We start from the raw sequence: 19,493 nt of genomic DNA on the forward strand, positions 1-19,493 counted from the left end.
CGCCGCGATCTTCCTTCAAGCAATCGCCTCGAATGGCCGATACAACGCCAGCCCATGCTTTCGCAGGGTTTCCCTTCTCGAGGTCTGTCATGTTCAAAACGTCTCTGCGCGCACAGGTCCTGGCGCTGCTGGCCAGCGGGTTGCTCATCCTGCTGCTGATTGCCCTGGGCAGCTTCAAGTTTCTTGCGGCCAGCCTGGACGACTACACGGCGCTGGTGGCGGGGCCCCTGCGCGCCACTGAACTGGTCGACCGGGCCAACGTTCAGTTCAAGACCCAGGTGCAGGAATGGAAGAACGTACTGCTGCGCGGGAAGGATGCCAAGGCGGCGGACAAGTATTGGGCGCAGTTCGAGGAGCAGGAACGCGCGGTGGCGGCGACCCTGCAAGCGCTCGGCGAGCTGCCGGGGGTGCCCGCGGGCATCAGCCAGAATGCGCAACGCCTGCGCGCCGAACATGCCACATTGGGTGCGGCCTATCGCAAGGGTCGCGATGCCTTTCTGGCCAGCGGCGCCGATGCTGCCAGCGGCGACCGCGCCGTGGCAGGCGTCGACCGCGCCACCAGCGAGCAGCTCAATGCTCTGGTAACCGAACTGCGGGCACTCGCCGACGAACAATCCCTGCTGATCAACCAGCAGGGCCACCAGGCGATCACCTGGGGCATCGTCATCATGCTGGCGTCGGGCCTGTTGATCACGGCCCTGAGCCTGTGGCTGGTCAACCGCAATCTGGTCACCCCGGTACGCGATCTGATCGACTACGTGGCACGCCTGAGCCAGGGGCAGTTGGCCGAGCGGGTGGTCAGCCATCGCCGTGACGAGCTGGGTCGCCTGGCCGTGGCGGCGAACACCTTGCGTGATTTCCTCGCCGACACCTTCACCCGCCTGCAACGCAGCACGGCCAATCTGGACCAGGCCAGCGGCGAGCTCAACACCATCGCTGCGGTCATGCTGCAAGGCACCAGCGAGCAATTCGAACGCACCGATCAGGTGGCCACGGCGATGCAGGAGATGTCTGCCACCGCCCAGGAAGTCGCACGCCATGCCGCCGGCGCGGCCACTGCGGCGGATGACGCCGACCGCGAAGCGCAGAGCGGCGAGCAGGCAATGCAGGCGACCATCCATACCATCACCCGCATGCGCGGCGAAATTGCCGTGACCGGCGACGTCATCCGCCAGTTGCGTGACGACAGCGGCCGCATCGGCAAGGTATTGGAGGTGATCCGCGGGATTGCCGACCAGACCAATCTGCTGGCGCTCAATGCGGCCATCGAAGCCGCGCGCGCGGGCGATGCCGGCCGCGGGTTTGCCGTGGTGGCCGACGAAGTGCGCATCCTGGCGCAGCGTACTGCCGCGTCCACCCAGGAAATCCATCAGATCATCGACACCGTGCAGACCGGCGCGGTGAACGCCGTGCAGGCCATTGAAAGCGGGCAGAAGCGCAGTGACGAAGGCGCCGAGCAGGTGGTCGCGGCAGGCCAGACCCTGACCCGCATCACGCAGACCATCGAAGCGATCAGAGACATGAATCGGCAGATCGCCACCGCCGCCGAGGAACAGAACGCCGTGGTCGACGACATCGCGCAGAACCTGGTGGAAATCACCGCCATCGCCACCACCAACCAGGGCAACGTCGATAGTACCCAGGCAGCCAGCAGCCACCTGCATCAATTGTCGGCGGAACTGGCTCAGGTCACCGCGCGCATCAAGGCGGCCTGATCAACCGCCTTGCCACCAGCTGGCGCTACGTGCCTTTGGGCAGCAGCCGCGCCAGCTTGCGCATTTCCACCTCGGCCTTGGCCAGTTCCGCGGCCGAGGCCTTCTCCCAGATTCGCTGCAACGGTTGCAGGTCGGTCTCGACCTTGGCCTGAATGCACCACTGGTGATGGTCGTGCCATGAACCGAGCGCCGACTGCACCGCCTTGAGGGATTTCTCCGCCTTGGGCGAGAGCGGCGACAAGTCTCCGAATGCCTGGATCAGGTAGCGCGTACGCTTGACCAGGATCCGCAGCTCGTGGCGGTCGAAGTCGCCATCCTTCAATGCCCGCCGCAGCTTGCGCACGTGTTTGTCGAGCGTTTTCACCACGCGTTTTTCGAACGCTCGCGAGCGGCTGCCCAGGTCGCTGGCGCGGAACGCGGCCGACCAGATGTCCAGAGCATCGAACAGAGCGTTCACGCTCGAATGGTCGACGATCACCCGATGCTCGCCGGCAAGGCGCGCGCGACGTTTGTCGGCCGCGTCCTGCAGCCCACGCCGTTCCAGCTCCTGGACCATGACTTCCAGATCGCGGGTGGGCGTGGTGAAGCGGCCCACGTCCTTGGCTGCGGTCAGCAGAGGCTGCATCGCCGGCAGTGAACGGACAGGTATCAACAGGCTGCGGATGCGCCGTACGGCAATGCGCAGATCGTGCAGAGCCTCTTCGTCGGTCGCTGCCTGCAGACGCACCCGCGCATGAAAGAGCGCCACTTCCAGTGCGATGATCTCTTTCACATAGCTGTCGACAAATGCCATCGAATCCTCCAGTAGATAGTCACGCAGCGTCGTCGAGAACGCCTGTTCTGGGATAGACACGGAGGCCAGAACAACGTTGCCCAAGTGCCCTGATGAATATGTTTGCAAATACATCAGTCGCAAACGGATAACCGATTTCCCCGTCTGCTAAACCTCGAGAGCCCGGTGCGGTCACACCTACACTTTCCATTGCAGGCATGCGCTGCACGTATCACCAGGAGCTTTTCGATGACTGTGAAGTCAGACCCCGTCAAACCCTCGACCTTCAACCCACCGGTATTCTGGATATCGGCAATCCTGCTGTTGCTGCTGGTACTGTTCGCCAGCTTGATGCCACAACAGGCGCAAACGTTCTTCGCCGTGGTGCAGGAATGGATCTTCACCAATGTCAGCTGGTTCTACATCCTGGCCGTGGCGATCATCCTGGGCACCGTGGTGTTCCTGGGCGTCAGCCGCTACGGCGACATCAAGCTGGGCCCGGACCACAGCACCCCCGACTACAGCAGCATGACCTGGTTCGCCATGCTCTTCTCGGCGGGCATGGGCATCGGCCTGATGTTCTTCGGCGTCGCCGAGCCCGTCATGCACTTCCTCAATCCGCCCTACGGCGAAGGTGACACCGTTGCCGCCGCGGGCGAGGCGATGAAAATCACCTTCTTCCATTGGGGACTGCACGCCTGGGCCATCTACGCCATCGTCGCCTTGATCCTGGCCTATTTCAGCTTTCGTCACGGCCTGCCGCTGACCCTGCGTTCAGCGCTTTATCCGCTGATCGGCGAGCGCATCTACGGCCCCATCGGGCATGCCGTGGACATCTTCGCCATCATCGGTACCGTGCTGGGTGTGGCCACTTCGCTGGGCTTCGGCGTGGCGCAGATCAACACCGGCCTCAACGCGCTGTTCGGCGTGCCGGTGTCGATCCCGATCCAGATCGCCCTGATCATCGGCACCACGGCGCTGGCCACTCTTTCAGTGGTGTCGGGGCTGGACAAAGGCATCCGCCGACTGTCCGAACTCAATCTCGGGCTGGCCGTTCTGCTGATGGCCATGGTGATGATTCTCGGCCCCACCGTGCTGATCCTGCAGACCTTCGTGCAGAACACCGGCGGGTACCTGAGCGAGATCGTCAGCCGCACGCTCAACCTCAACGCCTACCAGCCCACTGACTGGATCGGCGGCTGGACCCTGTTCTACTGGGGCTGGTGGCTGGCGTGGTCGCCGTTCGTGGGGCTGTTCATCGCGCGCATCTCGCGCGGCCGGACCATCCGTGAATTTGTCACCGGCGTGCTGCTGGTGCCCACCGCGTTCACCCTGTTGTGGATGACCGTGTTCGGCAATACCGCGATCCACATGATTCTCGACCAGGGCATGGTGGACCTGGGCATCGCCGTGGACAAGGACACCTCCCTGGCGCTGTTCGCGTTTCTCCAGCACTTCCCGTTTTCCGGGGTGATCAGCGCGCTGGCGATCATCATGGTGGTGGTGTTCTTCGTGACGTCGGCGGACTCCGGCGCCATGGTGGTCGACATGCTCGCGTCCGGCGGCGCGGAGAACACCCCCGTGCGCCAGCGCATTTTCTGGGCCTCGAGCATGGGCCTGGTGGCCATCGCGCTGTTGCTGGCCGGCGGCCTCAAGGCCTTGCAGACCGCGACCATCGCCAGCGCGCTGCCCTTTACCCTGGCGCTGTTGCTGAGCATGCGCGGCCTGCTGAAGGCGCTCAAACTCGACGCTACCAAGCGTGACCTGCGTCACCAGGCACTGGCCATCTCGCCAAGCACGCCGCGTACCGGCGGCACCTGGCAGCGCCGCCTGCGTACCTTGGCGATGTTTCCACGGCGTGCTCACGTGGTTCGTTTCATCGAGGACGTGGCGCGTCCGGCGTGCCTTGGCGTCGCCGAGGAGTGGCGTCTGCAGGGGTACGACTGCACCGTGGAAGACGGCGAGGAGGGCGGGGTGCGCCTGAGCGTCGGTCCCACCGACACCGCCTTCATCTACGAGATCAGGCCTCATGCCTATGCCACTCCCAGCTTCGTCATGAGCGGGCCGCCGGGCGAAGAACGCAAGTACTTCCGCGCTGAAGTGCACCTGCGCGAGGGTGGCCAGGATCACGACGTGATGGGCTGGTCCCGTGACGAGGTGATCGGCGACATTCTCGATCACTACGAGCGGCACATGCACTTCTTGCACCTGGTGGGTTGAGCTTCACGCCGTTTCATTTTGCAATGGCCGGGCGGTAACATGCCGGCCATTGCCAATCGCTGATTTGAGGAACATTCCATGGCCCATGACGACATCACGTTTCTGCCGGACCCCGACCCCGAGTCGATTTCCTCGGACGTCGCAGGTTTCGGCGGCCTGCTGGTGACCACCCAGATCCCGACCCGCTCCGACGGCAGCCTGGAGCTGGGCAGCATCACCGAACAGAGCGAGTGCACGCTGCAGGCGCTGAAAGTGGCATTGGAAGCAGCGGGCAGTTCGCTCGATCGTGTGCTGCACCTGACCATCTACCTGACCGACATGGCTGATCGTCCCGCCTTCAACGAGGTCTACCAGCGCTTCTTCGCCAAGCCTTGGCCAGTGCGCGCGGCGGTGGGCATCACCGCACTCGCTGCCCCAGGCATGCGCGTGGAAGTCACCGCCATGGCGGCCAAGGGCTGATCGGGCAGGAGAGCAGCATGATCGAAGTCACCGAGGTTTCCATCGCGCAACTGCGCGCTGCGCTGGAAAGCGGCCAGACCACCGCAGTCGAGCTGGTCCAGGCCTACCTGGACCGCATCGCCGCCTACGACGGCGCCGACACGCCCACCGCGCTGAACGCGCTCGTGGTGCCAAACCCCACGGCGCTGGCCGAAGCCCGCGCAGCCGATGCGCGCCGCGCCAGTGGCCAGCCACTGGGGCCGCTCGATGGCATCCCCTACACGGCCAAGGACAGCTACCTGGTCAAGGGCCTGACCGCAGCTTCCGGCAGCCCGGCCTTCGCCGGGCTGGTGGCGCAGCGCGATGCCTTCACCGTCGAGCGCCTGCGCGCGGCCGGGGCGATCTGCCTGGGCAAGACCAACATGCCGCCGATGGCCAATGGTGGCATGCAGCGCGGCGTCTACGGACGCGCCGAAAGCCCGTACAACGCCGACTTTCTCACGGCGCCTTTTGCGTCCGGCTCGTCGAATGGCGCCGGTACCGCAACCGCCGCGAGTTTCGCCGCCTTCGGCCTGGCCGAAGAAACCTGGTCCAGCGGGCGCGGCCCGGCGTCCAACAACGGCCTGTGCGCTTACACACCCTCGCGCGGGATCATTTCGGTGCGTGGCAACTGGCCGCTGACGCCGACCATGGACGTGGTCGTGCCCTTCGCTCGCACCATGGCCGACCTGCTGGAAATCCTCGACGTGGTGGTTGCCGACGACCCCGACACGCGTGGCGATCTGTGGCGCCTGCAACCCTGGGTGCCGATACCAAACGTCGCCAGCGTACGTCCGGTGTCCTACCTGGAACTGGCCGCGCCTGCGCAGGCACTGGCGGGCAAGCGTTTTGGCGTCCCGCGCATGTACATCAATGCCGACCCGCTGGCAGGCACGGCCGCGCAACCGGGCATCGGCGGCCCGACCGGGCAGCGCATTCACACGCGTGCTTCGGTGATCGAACTGTGGCAGCAGGCACGGCGTGCCCTCGAGGCGGCTGGCGCGGAAGTGGTCGAAGTGGACTTTCCCCTGGTATCCAATTGCGAAGGCGACCGACCGGGTGCGCCGACCGTGTTCAACCGCGGCATCGTCGACCCGGCGTTCCTCCACCATGAGCTGTGGGACCTCACGGCCTGGGCGTTCGACGATTTCCTGCGCGCCAATGGCGACCCGGCGCTCAACCGCCTGGTGGACGTCGATGGGCCGCTGATCTTTCCGCACGACCCTGGCACGCTGCCCAACCGCGAAGGCGACCTGGCCGCCGGCATGGACGAGTACGTGAAGATGGCCGAGCGGGGCATCACCCCGTGGGACCGGATCGACACCCTGGCCGACGGCCTGCGTGCACTGGAACACACCCGCAAGATCGACCTGGAAGACTGGCTGCAGGCACTGCAGCTGGATGCCGTAGTGTTCCCTACCGTCGCCGATGTGGCGCCGGCCAATGCCGATGTCGACCCGGCCGCGGCGGACATCGCCTGGAGCAATGGTGTCTGGGTGGCCAACGGCAATCTGGCGATCCGCCATTTGGGCGTTCCGACCGTGACCGTGCCGATGGGCCTGATGGCCGACATCGGCATGCCGGTGGGGCTCACGTTTGCCGGCCGCGCCTACGACGACACGCAACTGCTGCGTTTCGCTGCGGCCTTCGAAGCAACGGGCAACCGCCGGGCGATTCCGCCGCGCACGCCACCCCTGCAGCGCTGAGCGTACGGATGACACCCGGGCGTCATGGCGCTCCGGTGTCAGCCGCCGCGCTGGCCATCGGTGCGGTCCATGAGCTCGTTCCAGATGTACATGACGGCGTAGGCACGCCATGGCCGCCAGTCTTGGCTGCGCAGCCGTTGATGGCCGGGCTTGAGCAACTCGGGATGCGCGCGCGTGATCTCCTGCATGATCACCAGATCGCTGCCCGGCCACGCGTCGGCGTCGCGCCAGGCACGCATCGCCACGTATTCGACCGTCCACGGGCCAATGCCCGGCAGTGCCAGCAGGCCTTGGCGCAAGGGTTCCAGGTCGGTACGTGTGTGTTCATCGACGAACGCTTCGATTTGCAGCTGATTGCAAGCCACTGCAGCGGCGAAGTTCTGCAGCGCGGCCACGCGCTTGCCGGGCATGCCGATGCGGTCGAGGTCGACTGCGGCGAGGGCGGCCGGGGTGGGGAATTGCCATGCGACCTGAGGATGCTGGGCCTGCGCCACCGGCCGCCCGGCACGCTCGGCCAGACGCCCGGCAATGGTGGTGGCCGCCTTGACGCTGACTTGCTGGCCGACGATGGTGCGCACGATCAGCTCGAAAGTCGACCAGGTGCCAGGCACGCGCAGTCCCGGCGTCTGCAGCAGCAGACGGCCTAGCCAGGGGTCGCTGTCCAGAGCGGCGTGCAACTGCCGAGGATCCAGATCCAGATCGAACATGCGCCGCAGGCGTGGCACCAGAGCGGGCAGGTGAACGCCGGCCGGGCCCTCGATACGCGCGATCAGGCAGTCACGGGTCGGGTCCTGGCGGACACTGAGCAGGCCTTCGTCACCTCGCCATTCGACGGTACGCAGGTACACGCCGTCGATGACGGTTTCGACCAAGGCACTGGAACGCCCGCCGAAGAACCTGAGCAGGCGCTGCCAGTCGAAGGGCGGCTGGTAGAACAACTCGATGTCGGTACTGAGTGAGGGCATGGTGAAAAACTCCTTGTCGGTTCAGACCGTGCATCCCTCCAGTTTGCTGCATCCACAGCCGACGCGGCTCGCGCCGCTGCTACATTCAATTCCCGTCGACGCTGCTTGGCGCATTCCCTGTAGCAGCGGCGCAAGCCGCGTCCGGCCTCACCGCGTTCATCCAGACACACCGCCTTGCCCGCCGACGCGGCTCGCGCCGCTGCTACATTCAATCGCCGTTGAGGCTAAAGCAGCGGCGCAAGCCGCGTTCATCCAGACACACCGCTTTGCCCGCCGACGCGGCTTGCGCCGCTGCTACACTCAATCGCCGTTGAGACGGCATACCGCAGTCCCCTGTAGCAGCGGCGCAAGCCGCGTCCGGCCTCACCACGTTCATCCAGGCACACCGCCTTGCCCGCCGACGCTGCTACATTCAATCGCCGTTGGGATGGCATACCGCATTCCCCAGCAGCGGCGCAAGCCGCGTCCGGCCTCACCGCGTTCATCCAGACACACCGCCTTGCCCGCCGACGCGGCTCGCGCCGCTGCTACAGTCAATCGCTGTTGAGGCGGCTCACCGCATTCCCTGTAGCAGCGGCGCAAGCCGCGTCCGGCCTCACCGCGTTCATCCAGACACACCACCTTGCCCGCCGACGCGGCTCGCGCCGCTGCTACAGACATGTGGTTACCTGGCTGCTGCGGGGCGCTTGATCATCAGCAGCGCCACGATCAACGCCAGCACTGCCACGCCGGTGGCCAGCAGGCCCAAGGATTCCAGGCCGAATTGACGAATGCCCAGGCCACCGAAAATAGCGCCCAGACCAATGCCGGCATTGGCCGCCGAGATGTTCAGCGACGCCGCCAGGGCCTGGGCCTTGGCGCCAGCCTGCATGACGCGCACCTGGCAGATCGGAAACAGCGCCGTATAGGCGATGCCCCAGGCAATCAGCGCCGCGATCAGCCAGGCGCGCTGCTCGGCGAACGCCACGGCAGCGGTCATGCCCGCGCCCAGCACCAGCAGAAACACCACCATCGCGCCCAGCGGACGCCGGTCGACCATGCTGCCACCCAGATGATTACCCAGCATACCGACTGCGCCGAAGCCCATCAGCCACCAGCCGACCTGACCCGCTGGCACGCCGCCCAGGCGCTCGAGGATGTCGGCCAGGTAGGTGTAGGCTGTGAACATGGCGGTAAAGGTCAGCACCGACAGCAACACATGGGCCAGGAAACGTGGCTGACGCAGGATCGCCGTCTGTTTCTCGCCGACCGCGGCGGCGGGCGAGCCGGGCAGTTTCGGCATTACCAGATGCATCAACACGCCAATCAGCAACGACACCGCGGCCAACACCCAAAAGCTCCCGCGCCAGCCGATCAGGTCGGCGGCCACGGTGCCCAGCGGCACGCCGAACACCAGGGCTGCGGAAATACCCAGATAGACCTTGGCCACAGCCTTGCCCGATTGCCCAGGCGCAGCCAGTTGCCCTGCGGTTTCACTGGCGGTTCCCCAGAACACTGGCAGCGCCAGGGCCGGAATGAAGCGAGCGATGGCCAGCACCCAGATATTGGTGGACACCGCCGCCAGCACATTGGACGCCGCGAACACCAGCAGAATCAGGGTGAACAGCTTCTTGCGCTCGACGTGCGCCAGGCGCGCCGTCAGATACGGTCCGAAGAGCATCACGGTGAATGCGAACAGGGTCACCACCTGACCGGCCAGGGCAATGGAAATGTCCAGGTCCCGCGCCAGGCTCGGCAACAACCCAACGATCAGGAACTCGGTGGTCACGATGATGAAGGCCGCTACGGCCATGATCAGGATCTGCACGCCGGAAGCGCTGCTGCGCGAGGCAGACGGCGCGGCTTCGGCCATGTGGGAAGAAGACATCGAACTTAACTCCGGAAAGATTTTGTAATAGCCTATTGGGGAAGCGCTGGAAAATCCCGGCCATTAATTACCTTGTGAATTGAACTGAATTCACCAATCGGAGGTGCAATGTTTTCCTCGGAGCGCCTCAAGGGCATCGACGTCTTCGTCAGCGTCGCTGACCTGGGCAGTTTCACCGCCGCCGCCGAACGCCTGAACCTCAGCAACTCGGCGGTCAGCAAGGGCGTTGCGCGTCTGGAAGCGCGGCTCGGCGTACGGCTGTTCCAGCGCACCACGCGGCGCCTGGCGCTGACCGAGGCAGGACAGACGTTCTACCGCACCTGCACAAGCGTGCTGGCCGACCTCGAAGAGGTCGAACTGGCCATGAGCGCCGAGCAGCGCGAACCCCATGGCCGCCTGCGCGTCGACCTGCCTGCGTCCTACGGTCGATTGCACGTGCTGCCACTGATTCTCGAGTTCGCTGCCCGGCATCCGCGGCTGCAACCCCATGTGTCGTTCTCGGACCGCTTCGTCGACCCTGTCCAGGAAGGCATCGACATCGTCGTGCGCATCGGAGGTTCGGACGCCTGGCCGAGCAACGTCGGGCGACGCTTCCTCGGGCGCCAGCGGCTGGTGTTCTGCGCAGCACCCGCCTACCTGCACGCGCACGGTACGCCACAGGGCGAGCGCGAGCTGGAACAACACCGCTGCGTTGGCTATGGGCAGACCGATGGCACGGTCTATCCGTGGTACTTCAAGGGCCGCCAGGCCGGCGACATGGAGCGGCGGACCATTCATCCGCACGTGGCCGTTGGCGACGGCGAAGGGCAGGTGATGGCCGTGCTTGCCGGGCAGGGCATCGCCCAGCTGCCGACCTGGCTGATCCAGCGGCATCTGGACAGCGGCGCCTTGGTCGAAGTGCTCGCGCCATTGGCCACCGATGGCCTGGCGATGAACCTGGTGTGGCTGAAAAGCCGTGAGGCCCTGCCCAAGGTCCATGCGCTGCTGGAATTCCTCACAGCGCGACTGACCCCGGCCGGCTCGGTTGCCTAGTGGTCTATTGCCTAGGGCCGGGATTTCGCTTTACGCACTCGGTACACCGTTTAAAATGCCAGCATCCATTGGAGGCCTCCGCATGTCGTCATTCGCCCACATGATCGAAAACATCACCCCTGATATCTACGAAAGCCTCAAACTGGCCGTCGAAATCGGCAAATGGTCCGACGGCCGCAAGCTGACCGCCGAGCAGAAGGAACTGACCCTGCAGGCCATCATCGCCTGGGAAATGAAGAACCTTCCCGAAGATCAGCGTACCGGCTACATGGGTCCGCAAGAGTGCGCCTCGAAGTCCGCGCCGGTCGAAAACATCCTGTTCAAGTCGGATTCGATCCATTGACCTGCGATCTCTTTGCGCAAGACACCCTGCAGGAGCTCGGCCGCGGTGCGGCCAGCAAGATGTCCGCACAGCTCGAGGCGCCAGTGGTGCAATACCAGCTGCGTCTGGGCGATACGCAGATTGCCGTCAACCCCTTGATCGGAAGCAAGCTGCGCCTGGAGTTTCTCGGCGCCATCCACTGCGTGAACTGCGGCCGCAAGACCAAGACCAGTTTCAGCCAAGGCTACTGCTACCCTTGCATGACCAAGCTGGCCCAGTGCGACGTGTGCATCATGGCTCCGGAAAAATGCCACTACGACGCCGGGACCTGCCGCGATCCGGCCTGGGGCGAGCAGTTCTGCATGACCGATCATGTGGTCTATCTGGCCAACTCTTCAGGGGTCAAGGTCGGCATCACCCGGGCCAGCCAGCTGCCTACCCGCTGGCTCGACCAGGGCGCCAGCCAGGCACTGCCGATCATGCGCGTGGCGACCCGCCAGCAATCCGGGCTTGTCGAAGACCTGTTCCGCTCGCAGGTCGCGGACCGCACCAACTGGCGTGCGCTGCTCAAGGGTGACGCCCCGGCGGTGGATCTGGTGGCCATCCGCGAGCAACTGTTCGACAGCTGCACGGCGGGTATCCACATGCTGCAGGATCGCTTCGGCCTGCAGGCCATCCAGGCTCTGAACGATGTCGAGCCCATCGAGATCCGCTATCCGGTACACACCTACCCGAGCAAGATCGCCAGCTTCAACCTGGACAAGAACCCGATTGCCGAAGGCACGTTGCTGGGCGTCAAGGGTCAATACCTGATCTTCGATTCCGGCGTCATCAATATTCGCAAGTACACGGCTTACCAATTGGCCGTGCATCAGTAGAAGGATTTTCGCATGCGTACCGAACAACCGAAAATGATCTACCTGAAAGACTATCAGGCGCCCGATTATCTGATCGACGAGACGCACCTGACCTTTGAGTTGTTCGACGATCACAGCCTGGTCCACGCGCAGCTGGTCATGCGCCGCAACCCGGCGCATGGTGCCGGGCTGCCACCGCTGGTGCTCGACGGCGAGTTGATGGAGCTGCTCGGCGTCAAGCTCGACGACAGTGACCTGGATGCTGCCGACTACCAGCTGACGGCCGACAGCCTGACCCTGCAGCCGCGCAGCGATGCCTTCACCGTCGACACCAGCGTGCGCATCCACCCTGAAACCAACACCGCACTGGAAGGGCTGTACAAGTCCACGGGCATGTTCTGCACCCAGTGCGAAGCCGAAGGCTTCCGCAAGATCACCTACTACCTCGACCGTCCCGACGTGATGAGCCGCTTCACCACCACGTTGATCGCCGACCAGCAGCAGTACCCGATCCTGCTGTCCAACGGCAACCCGGTCGGCAACGGCCCCCAGGAAGATGGCCGCCACTGGGCCACCTGGGAAGACCCGTTCGTGAAACCGGCCTACTTGTTCGCGCTGGTGGCCGGTGACCTGTGGTGCGTGGAAGACAGTTTCACCACGGTCAGTGGTCGCGATGTGGCCCTGCGCATCTATGTCGAGCCGGAGAACATCGACAAGTGCGCTCACGCCATGACCAGCCTGAAGAAGTCCATGCGTTGGGACGAAGAAGCCTACGGCCGTGAGTACGACCTGGACATCTTCATGATCGTCGCGGTCAACGACTTCAACATGGGCGCCATGGAAAACAAGGGCCTGAACATCTTCAACTCCAGCGCCGTGCTGGCCCGCGCCGAAACCGCCACCGACGCCGCCCACCAGCGGGTCGAGGCCATCGTCGCCCACGAATATTTCCACAACTGGTCAGGCAACCGGGTGACCTGCCGCGACTGGTTCCAGTTGTCGCTCAAGGAAGGCTTCACCGTCTACCGCGATGCAGGCTTCAGCGCCGACATGCATTCGCCGACCGTCAAGCGCATCCAGGACGTCGCCTACCTGCGCACCCACCAGTTCGCCGAAGATGCCGGCCCGATGGCCCACGCGGTGCGCCCCGACAGCTTCATCGAGATCTCCAACTTCTACACCTTGACCGTGTACGAGAAGGGCTCGGAAGTAGTCGGCATGCTGCACACCCTGCTGGGCGCCGAAGGCTTCCGCAAGGGCAGCGACCTGTACTTCCAGCGTCACGATGGCCAGGCCGTGACCTGTGACGACTTCATCAGTGCGATGGAAGACGCCAACGGTGTCGAGCTCAAGCAGTTCAAGCGCTGGTACAGCCAGGCGGGTACGCCGCGCCTTCACGTCAGCGAACACTACGATGCGCAAGCTCGCACCTACAGCTTGACCCTACGCCAGAGCTGCCCCGAGACACCGGACAAGGTCGAGAAGCTGCCATTCGTGATTCCCGTGGCGCTGGGCCTGCTCGACGCCAATGGCCAGGAGCTGCCATTGCGTTTGCGCGACGAGGCCGCAGCGGTCGGTACCAGCCGTGTGCTGGCGGTGACCGAGGCCGAGCAGACCTTCACCTTCGTCGACATTGCCGAGCAACCACTGCCGTCGCTGCTGCGCGGTTTCAGTGCGCCGGTCAAACTGATCTTCCCGTATACCCGTGACCAGTTGATGTTCCTCATGCAGCACGACAGCGACGGCTTCAACCGCTGGGATGCCGGCCAGCAGCTGTCGGTGCAGGTGCTGCAGGAAATGATTGGCCAGTACCAGCGCGGCGAGCCATTGTCGATGGATTCACGCTTGCTCACGGCGTTGGCCAGTGTGCTGGAAGACACCGAACTGGATCAGGCGATGGTTGCAGAGATGCTGTCGCTGCCCAGCGAGGCCTACTTGGCCGAGATCAGCGAAGTGGCCGATGTCGACGCCATCCATGCCGCCCGCGAGTTCGCTCGCAAGCAGCTGGCCGATGGTCTGTTCGATGGGTTGTGGGCGCGCTACCAGGCCAATCGCGAGGTCTCCAGGGCTACTGCGTACGTGGCCGAGAAAGAGCATTTCGCCCGCCGCGCGCTGCAGAACATCGCGTTGTCCTACCTGATGCTCAGCGGACGTCCCGAAGTGCTCGCCGCTACCCTCGAACAATATGATGCCTGCGACAACATGACCGAGCGCCTGACGGCCCTGGCGGTGTTGGTCAATTCGCCGTTCGAAGCGGAAAGGGCGCGTGCGCTGCAAGCCTTTGCCGAACACTTCAAGGACAATCCACTGGTCATGGATCAGTGGTTCAGTGTGCAGGCGGCAAGCGGTTTGCCGGGTGGGTTGGCACGGGTCAAGGCGCTGATGCAGCATCCGGCATTCACCTTGAAGAACCCGAACAAGGTCCGTGCGCTGATCGGTGCGTTCGCGGGTCAGAACCTGATCAACTTCCATGCAGCCGATGGCTCGGGCTACCGTTTTCTGGCCGATCTGGTGATCGAGCTCAATGCCCTGAACCCGCAGATCGCCTCGCGACAACTGTCGCCGCTGACCCGCTGGAGAAAGTACGACAGCGCCCGTCAGGCACTGATGAAAGCCGAGCTTGAACGGATTCTCGCTTCCGGCCCGCTGTCCAGCGACGTCTATGAAGTGGTCAGCAAAAGCCTGGCGTAACCCGCGTGACAGCGGCGCTCCCGGACGCGGCTTGCGCCGCTGCTACAGACAACTCAATCCCTGTAGCAGCGGCGCAAGCCGCGTCGGCGGCACCCACGGTATGTCAGACTCAGACAGCACACCGTAGACCGGGACGCGGCTCGCGCCACTGCTACAGGATCAGGTACTTACCTTCAACCCCACCAACCCCAGGATGATCAGACCCACACTGACCATCCGCATCAGCGCCATCGACTCGCCGAACAGCACGATACCGGCAATCACCGTACCCACTGCACCGACCCCGGTCCAGATGGCGTAGGCTGTGCCCAAGGGCAGCTCACGCATGGCCAGGCCGAGCAGGCCGAGGCTCGCCGCCATGGCGGCAACGGTCAATACGGTAGGAAGGGGGCGGGTAAAGCCGTCGGTGTACTTCAGGCCGATGGCCCAGCACACTTCGAACAGACCGGCGAAAAACAACAGTAACCATGACATGGAAAAACCCTCATCGAAGATGGGGTCGTCCCCGTTTGCAGGAAAAGTGGCGCCGGGTCGTCCCGGCGCCGAACACCATGTTGCCCATCCTTGCCCGATGGATCAAGTGCGGCGGATCATGGTTCGGTCTTCAACGCGCCTGGCTCGGTGCCTTCCATGCGCCGGAAGTAGGTCGAGAGCAGTGCCCCGGAAATATTGTGCCAGACGCTGAACAAGGCGCTGGGCACCGCCGCCAGTGGCGAGAAGTGCGCACTGGCCAGGGCCGCGCCCAGTCCCGAGTTCTGCATCCCGACTTCCAGAGCCAATGACTTGCGCTGCGCCAGCGGCAGCTTGAACAGCTTGCCGGTGAAGTAGCCGAGCAGGAAACCGAAACTGTTGTGCAGAATCACCACCGCCATGATCAACAGGCCCGACTCGGCGATGCGTGCCTGGCTGGCCGCGACCACGGCGCAGACGATCAACACGATGCTCACCACAGATACCAGCGGCAGCACATCGACCGCCAGCTGTACCCGCGCACCGAGCAGCTTCTGCGCAACGACGCCCAGAACGATCGGCAGCATGACTAGTTGCAGGATCGACCAGAACATCTCCATGAACGATACCGGCAGCCAGGCCGAAGCCAACAGCCAGATCAGGGCAGGGGTGAGCAGCGGGGCGAGCAGGGTGGTCACTGCCGCGATCGCCACCGACAGCGCCAGGTCGCCCTTGGCCAGCCAGGTCATCACGTTGGACGAGGTGCCGCTCGGGCAGCAACCGACCAGAATCACGCCGACGGCGATCTCCGGCGGCAGATGGAACACCTGGCACAACAGCCAGGCCACGCCTGGCATGATCACGAAGTGCGCAACCACGCCCAGCGCCACGCGCCACGGATGACGCCCGACCTCGGCAAAATCGTCGAGCTTGAGTGTCAGGCCCATGCCGAACATCACCAGACCCAGCAGCGGCACGATCAGCGGCTTGAGGCCGATGAACCATTCAGGCGCCAGAAACGCCAGTATGGCGAACAGCAGAACCCAATAGGCAAACGTATTGCCGACGAAGCGACTCAAAGCGGCCAAGGCGCGCATGGGGTAGTTCCTTCTTATATAGAATCATCATGTTGGTACCGCAAGCTGCCCATGAACCCCTGTAGGAGCGGTCCATGGCCGCGAAAGCCACACCGCGGTCTGCCAGACACACCGCAGCGCCCCTTCGCGGCCGATGACCGCTCCCACAGAAAACGCGCAACCCCCGTAGGAGCGGTCCGTGGCCGCGAAAGCCACACCCCGGTCTACCAGGCACACCGCAGCGCCCTTTCGCGGCCGATGACCGCTCCCACAAAAAAATGCGCAACCCCTGTAGGAGCGGTCCATGGCCGCGAAAGCCGCACCGCGGTCTGCCAGACACACCGCAGCGCCCCTTCGCGGCCGATGACCGCTCCCACAGAAAACGCGCAACCCCCGTAGGAGCGGTCCGTGGCCGCGAAAGCCACACCACGGTCTGCCAGACGCACCGCAGCGCCCCTTCGCGGCCGATGACCGCTCCCACAGAAAACGCGCAACCCCTGTGGGAGCGGTCCGTGGCCGCGAAAGCCACACCGCGGTCTGCCAGACACACCGAAGCGCCCCATCGCGGCCGATGACCGCTCCCACAGAAAACGCGCAACCCTGTGGGAGCGGTCCGTGGCCGCGAAAGCCACGCCGCGGTCTGCCAGACACACCGCAGCGCCGCTTCGCGGCCGATGACCGCTCCCACAAAAAACGCGCAACCCCTGTGGGCGCGGGCTCTGCCCGCGAAGGGCACGCTGCCGATCAAATCCCCTGAGGCAGCTCTTCGCCACCCAGGGCCTCGAACAGCACTGGCAGGAATTCACCGAACGTCAGCATCATCAAGGTAAAGCTGGCATCCAGCTGCCCCAGCGCTTCCTCGCCACCGTCCTGCTCGGCTTGATCCTGCAGCAATTCCTCGAACTTCAGGCGCTTGACCACCATCTTGTCGTCCAGCACGAACGACAGTTTGTCCTGCCAGGCCAGCGACAGCTGGGTGACCTGCTTGCCGGTGCTCAGGTGCAGCTGGATCTCGTCGCTGGTCAGGTCCTGGCGCTTGCAGCGCACGATACCGCCATCTTCATGGGTGTCGCGCAGCTCGCACTCGTCCAGCACATGGAAGTCATCAGCCGCTTTCTGTGTCTTGACCCACTCGGTCATGGTCGCGGTCGGCGCAACCTTTACGGTCAGCGGGCGCACCGGCAACGAGCCGATCACTTCACGCAGGGTCGACAACAGGTCCTCGGCGCGTTTCGGGCTGGCCGAATTGACCAGGATCAAGCCTTGCTTGGGCGCAATGGCAGCGAAGGTCGACGAGCGACGAATGAACGCGCGCGGCAGGAAGGCCTGGATGATCTCGTCCTTGATCTGGTCGCGTTCCTTCTTGTAGACCTTGCGCATCTGCTCGGCCTCGATTTCCTCGACCTTCTCCTTGACCGCGTCACGCACGACACTGCCCGGGAGGATGCGCTCTTCCTTGCGTGCGGCGATCAGCATGAAATCCTGGCTGACATGCACGAACGGGGCGTCTTCGCCTTTGCCGAACGGCGCCACGAAACCATAGGTGGTCAGTTCCTGGCTGGCGCATGGACGTGCCGGTTTGCTCGCCAGTGCGGTTTCCAAAGCCTCGGCGTCGAAGGGGATATCCTGGGTAAGACGATAGACAAGCAGGTTTTTGAACCACATGGGGTGAAGCACTCCTCAACATTAGGCAGGCATTATTCTCCGTGTGCGGAGCTGACGCCATCCCTGTGCTAAGTGTTTGGAAGGCCTCGAAAATTTTTTTGAAAAAGTGCTTGCCAGAGTTTAGGTCGCTCCGTAGAATGCGCGCCACACCGAGAGACAAAGGGTGATTAGCTCAGCCGGGAGAGCATCTGCCTTACAAGCAGAGGGTCGGCGGTTCGATCCCGTCATCACCCACCAATCTCTCTCAGTGTTACGCGCAGCGGTAGTTCAGTCGGTTAGAATACCGGCCTGTCACGCCGGGGGTCGCGGGTTCGAGTCCCGTCCGCTGCGCCATTAATTCCGCCTCAGAGCCCTTGAACTCTCTGAAGCAAAAAACAAGCGACCTTCGGGTCGCTTTTTTTTGTCCAGAATTCCTGCCCGCAGGCAATTGGTGGGAGCGATCTGTGGGAGCGGTCAGTGGCCGCGAAGCAGGCGCTGCGGTGTGTCAGAAGCAGGCGCTGCGGTGTGTCAAAGGTACCGCAGCGCGCCCTTCGCGGCCACTGACCGCTCCCACAGGGTTTCGTGCACCCCTTCGCGGCCACTGACCGCTCCCACAGGATTTCGCGCACCCCTTCGCGGTCACGGACCGCTCCCACAGGGTTTGCTACGCTAGCTGTTTCATTCGCCCCTGATGTACTGCTGCAATTGCTCGATCAGGCTGGCCTGTTCGGCGATCGCTTCCTTGACCAGGTCACCGATGGACAGCAGCCCCAGCAGCTGGCCGTGGTCGACCACCGGCAGGTGGCGCAAGCGACCCTCGGTCATCAACGCCATGCAATGATCAATGTTCTGTTGGGGGGTCACGGTGATCACATGGGCGCTCATGATCTCGCTGACCGGCGTGCCAATGGACGAGCGCCCCAGCAGCACCATCTTGCGCGCATAGTCGCGCTCGCTGACGATACCTACCACGCGCCCCTCGACCACCACCGGCAGGGCGCCGACGTTCATCTGCGCCATGAGCTTGAGGGCGTCGAACACCATCTGTTGCGGCTCGATGGTGTGCACCTGCTGGCTGTGCTGGACTTTACTCTTCAACAGTTCCGCGACGGTTTTCATGGGCTATGGCTCCAGGGAAAGACGAGTGCAGCTAAAGCGCCCCCGTGTTCCGTGGCGCCATGTCAATTAGTCCACGTTCGACGCCGTGCGCTGCATCCCCAAAGCGAACACCACATACCCACCTGCGTATTCAGACCGCCGACGCGGCCCGGCACTGTCGGCAGACATGCTTGCCATTGCGATTGGCCCAGCCCAGCTCGGCAATGCGGGCTTGCGCTGCAGGTTTCTGCGCCTTGGTACCGAGCTTGGCGTCCACCGCAAATTCGAAGTCGAGGACCTTGCCGCAGCTGTCGCAATTGACTTTCCACTGATGGATCGCCAGTTCGCCGAACACCGGGCCGGTGGCCACGGCCACCCACTGGCCAGGCGGATTGATCAGATGACGGACCTTCTCCACCACCAGGCGCATGGACAGATCCTTGCTGCCCTTGAGGGTGACCAGCAGGGTGTCGGTATTGTGGATCGAGCCGCCGTTGCCGGTGACCTGGTAACGCCCGGGCATGAGCGCGCGGCACTCGATCAAGGTGTGCTGCGGGTTGAGCAGGCTGAAGCGGAAATCGTGTTCGACCATGGGTCCTCC

At 64.0% G+C, this 19,493-nt stretch carries 16 protein-coding genes and 2 tRNA genes; 10 read left to right on the forward strand and 8 right to left on the reverse strand.

Annotation, left to right across the window (positions count from 1 at the left end):
• The first annotated feature begins 89 nt into the window (after positions 1-89).
• Positions 90-1,715 (forward strand): methyl-accepting chemotaxis protein, encoded by a 1,626-nt coding sequence (locus tag IFT98_RS01875; RefSeq protein ID WP_192047525.1) that lies wholly within the window; start codon positions 90-92, stop codon positions 1,713-1,715.
• A gap of 25 nt (positions 1,716-1,740) precedes the next feature.
• Here IFT98_RS01875 and IFT98_RS01880 read toward each other — a convergent pair whose 3' ends face one another.
• Complete coding sequence (locus IFT98_RS01880; RefSeq protein WP_192047524.1) at positions 1,741-2,508, reverse strand: CHAD domain-containing protein; 768 nt, start codon at positions 2,506-2,508, stop codon at positions 1,741-1,743.
• A gap of 228 nt (positions 2,509-2,736) precedes the next feature.
• On the opposite strand from IFT98_RS01880, the gene IFT98_RS01885 reads away from it, so the two are divergent.
• The 3 genes from IFT98_RS01885 to IFT98_RS01895 all read left to right on the forward strand — a co-directional run bounded on the left by IFT98_RS01885 (position 2,737) and on the right by IFT98_RS01895 (position 6,890).
• A complete protein-coding gene (locus tag IFT98_RS01885) occupies positions 2,737-4,707 on the forward strand; it encodes a BCCT family transporter (protein WP_192047523.1) in 1,971 nt (656 codons plus the stop codon).
• Positions 4,708-4,785: 78 nt separating this feature from the next.
• Positions 4,786-5,166: a RidA family protein gene (locus IFT98_RS01890; protein ID WP_192047522.1), complete on the forward strand. Its 381-nt coding sequence runs from the start codon at positions 4,786-4,788 to the stop codon at positions 5,164-5,166.
• Between the two features lie 17 nt (positions 5,167-5,183).
• Positions 5,184-6,890, forward strand: a complete 1,707-nt coding sequence (locus IFT98_RS01895; RefSeq protein ID WP_192047521.1) for an amidase — start codon at positions 5,184-5,186, stop codon at positions 6,888-6,890.
• Between the two features lie 38 nt (positions 6,891-6,928).
• Here the strand turns inward: IFT98_RS01895 and IFT98_RS01900 are convergent, their stop codons facing one another.
• Both IFT98_RS01900 and IFT98_RS01905 read right to left on the reverse strand, forming a co-directional pair.
• Complete coding sequence (locus IFT98_RS01900; protein WP_192047520.1) at positions 6,929-7,855, reverse strand: DNA-3-methyladenine glycosylase family protein; 927 nt, start codon at positions 7,853-7,855, stop codon at positions 6,929-6,931.
• A gap of 664 nt (positions 7,856-8,519) precedes the next feature.
• The gene (locus IFT98_RS01905) at positions 8,520-9,722 is read right to left on the reverse strand and encodes an MFS transporter (protein WP_192047519.1); all 1,203 of its coding nucleotides are present in this window, start codon (positions 9,720-9,722) and stop codon (positions 8,520-8,522) included.
• Between the two features lie 108 nt (positions 9,723-9,830).
• Here IFT98_RS01905 and IFT98_RS01910 point away from each other — a divergent pair, with 108 nt between their 5' ends.
• The 4 genes from IFT98_RS01910 to pepN all read left to right on the forward strand — a co-directional run bounded on the left by IFT98_RS01910 (position 9,831) and on the right by pepN (position 14,624).
• Positions 9,831-10,754 (forward strand): LysR family transcriptional regulator, encoded by a 924-nt coding sequence (locus IFT98_RS01910; protein WP_192047518.1) that lies wholly within the window; start codon positions 9,831-9,833, stop codon positions 10,752-10,754.
• A gap of 82 nt (positions 10,755-10,836) precedes the next feature.
• Positions 10,837-11,097: a YeaC family protein gene (locus IFT98_RS01915; protein WP_192047517.1), complete on the forward strand. Its 261-nt coding sequence runs from the start codon at positions 10,837-10,839 to the stop codon at positions 11,095-11,097.
• Positions 11,098-11,123: 26 nt separating this feature from the next.
• The gene (locus IFT98_RS01920) at positions 11,124-11,954 is read left to right on the forward strand and encodes a DUF2797 domain-containing protein (RefSeq protein WP_192047586.1); all 831 of its coding nucleotides are present in this window, start codon (positions 11,124-11,126) and stop codon (positions 11,952-11,954) included.
• Positions 11,955-11,966: 12 nt separating this feature from the next.
• Positions 11,967-14,624, forward strand: a complete 2,658-nt coding sequence (gene pepN / locus IFT98_RS01925) for an aminopeptidase N (RefSeq protein ID WP_192047516.1) — start codon at positions 11,967-11,969, stop codon at positions 14,622-14,624.
• Positions 14,625-14,783: 159 nt separating this feature from the next.
• On the opposite strand, the gene sugE is transcribed toward pepN, so the two are convergent.
• The 3 genes from sugE to rdgC all read right to left on the reverse strand — a co-directional run bounded on the left by sugE (position 14,784) and on the right by rdgC (position 17,815).
• Entirely contained in the window at positions 14,784-15,098 is a 315-nt protein-coding gene (sugE, locus tag IFT98_RS01930) for a quaternary ammonium compound efflux SMR transporter SugE (protein ID WP_122478945.1), read from the reverse strand.
• A gap of 116 nt (positions 15,099-15,214) precedes the next feature.
• Entirely contained in the window at positions 15,215-16,171 is a 957-nt protein-coding gene (locus tag IFT98_RS01935) for a bile acid:sodium symporter family protein (RefSeq protein WP_122713038.1), read from the reverse strand.
• 723 nt (positions 16,172-16,894) lie between these two features.
• The gene (rdgC, locus tag IFT98_RS01940) at positions 16,895-17,815 is read right to left on the reverse strand and encodes a recombination-associated protein RdgC (RefSeq protein ID WP_122478941.1); all 921 of its coding nucleotides are present in this window, start codon (positions 17,813-17,815) and stop codon (positions 16,895-16,897) included.
• Positions 17,816-17,976: 161 nt separating this feature from the next.
• On the opposite strand from rdgC, the gene IFT98_RS01945 reads away from it, so the two are divergent.
• Positions 17,977-18,052: transfer RNA gene (locus tag IFT98_RS01945), tRNA-Val, on the forward strand.
• Between the two features lie 19 nt (positions 18,053-18,071).
• A tRNA-Asp gene (locus tag IFT98_RS01950) sits at positions 18,072-18,148 on the forward strand.
• A gap of 324 nt (positions 18,149-18,472) precedes the next feature.
• Here the strand turns inward: IFT98_RS01950 and IFT98_RS01955 are convergent.
• Both IFT98_RS01955 and IFT98_RS01960 read right to left on the reverse strand, forming a co-directional pair.
• A complete protein-coding gene (locus IFT98_RS01955) occupies positions 18,473-18,913 on the reverse strand; it encodes a CBS domain-containing protein (RefSeq protein WP_192047515.1) in 441 nt (146 codons plus the stop codon).
• A 130-nt stretch (positions 18,914-19,043) separates the two neighbouring features.
• On the reverse strand, positions 19,044-19,484 hold the full coding sequence (locus IFT98_RS01960; protein ID WP_192047514.1) for a hypothetical protein: 441 nt from the start codon (positions 19,482-19,484) through the stop codon (positions 19,044-19,046).
• Positions 19,485-19,493: the final 9 nt, after the last annotated feature.

Origin of the sequence: Pseudomonas sp. CFBP 8770 (genome assembly GCF_014841705.1) — a bacterium.
In the GTDB taxonomy this organism is placed as follows: Bacteria; Pseudomonadota; Gammaproteobacteria; order Pseudomonadales; family Pseudomonadaceae; genus Aquipseudomonas.

What these genes read in the sequence shown, in the direction of transcription:
- IFT98_RS01955 (WP_192047515.1), bottom strand. Translation starts at nt 18,913, where the DNA reads ATGAAAACCGTCGCGGAACTGTTGAAGAGTAAAGTCCAGCACAGCCAG.
- sugE (WP_122478945.1), bottom strand. Translation starts at nt 15,098, where the DNA reads ATGTCATGGTTACTGTTGTTTTTCGCCGGTCTGTTCGAAGTGTGCTGG.
- IFT98_RS01880 (WP_192047524.1), bottom strand. Translation starts at nt 2,508, where the DNA reads ATGGCATTTGTCGACAGCTATGTGAAAGAGATCATCGCACTGGAAGTG.
- IFT98_RS01885 (WP_192047523.1), top strand. Translation starts at nt 2,737, where the DNA reads ATGACTGTGAAGTCAGACCCCGTCAAACCCTCGACCTTCAACCCACCG.
- IFT98_RS01910 (WP_192047518.1), top strand. Translation starts at nt 9,831, where the DNA reads ATGTTTTCCTCGGAGCGCCTCAAGGGCATCGACGTCTTCGTCAGCGTC.
- IFT98_RS01875 (WP_192047525.1), top strand. Translation starts at nt 90, where the DNA reads ATGTTCAAAACGTCTCTGCGCGCACAGGTCCTGGCGCTGCTGGCCAGC.
- IFT98_RS01900 (WP_192047520.1), bottom strand. Translation starts at nt 7,855, where the DNA reads ATGCCCTCACTCAGTACCGACATCGAGTTGTTCTACCAGCCGCCCTTC.
- IFT98_RS01935 (WP_122713038.1), bottom strand. Translation starts at nt 16,171, where the DNA reads ATGCGCGCCTTGGCCGCTTTGAGTCGCTTCGTCGGCAATACGTTTGCC.
- IFT98_RS01890 (WP_192047522.1), top strand. Translation starts at nt 4,786, where the DNA reads ATGGCCCATGACGACATCACGTTTCTGCCGGACCCCGACCCCGAGTCG.
- IFT98_RS01960 (WP_192047514.1), bottom strand. Translation starts at nt 19,484, where the DNA reads ATGGTCGAACACGATTTCCGCTTCAGCCTGCTCAACCCGCAGCACACC.
- IFT98_RS01915 (WP_192047517.1), top strand. Translation starts at nt 10,837, where the DNA reads ATGTCGTCATTCGCCCACATGATCGAAAACATCACCCCTGATATCTAC.
- rdgC (WP_122478941.1), bottom strand. Translation starts at nt 17,815, where the DNA reads ATGTGGTTCAAAAACCTGCTTGTCTATCGTCTTACCCAGGATATCCCC.
- IFT98_RS01895 (WP_192047521.1), top strand. Translation starts at nt 5,184, where the DNA reads ATGATCGAAGTCACCGAGGTTTCCATCGCGCAACTGCGCGCTGCGCTG.
- IFT98_RS01905 (WP_192047519.1), bottom strand. Translation starts at nt 9,722, where the DNA reads ATGTCTTCTTCCCACATGGCCGAAGCCGCGCCGTCTGCCTCGCGCAGC.
- pepN (WP_192047516.1), top strand. Translation starts at nt 11,967, where the DNA reads ATGCGTACCGAACAACCGAAAATGATCTACCTGAAAGACTATCAGGCG.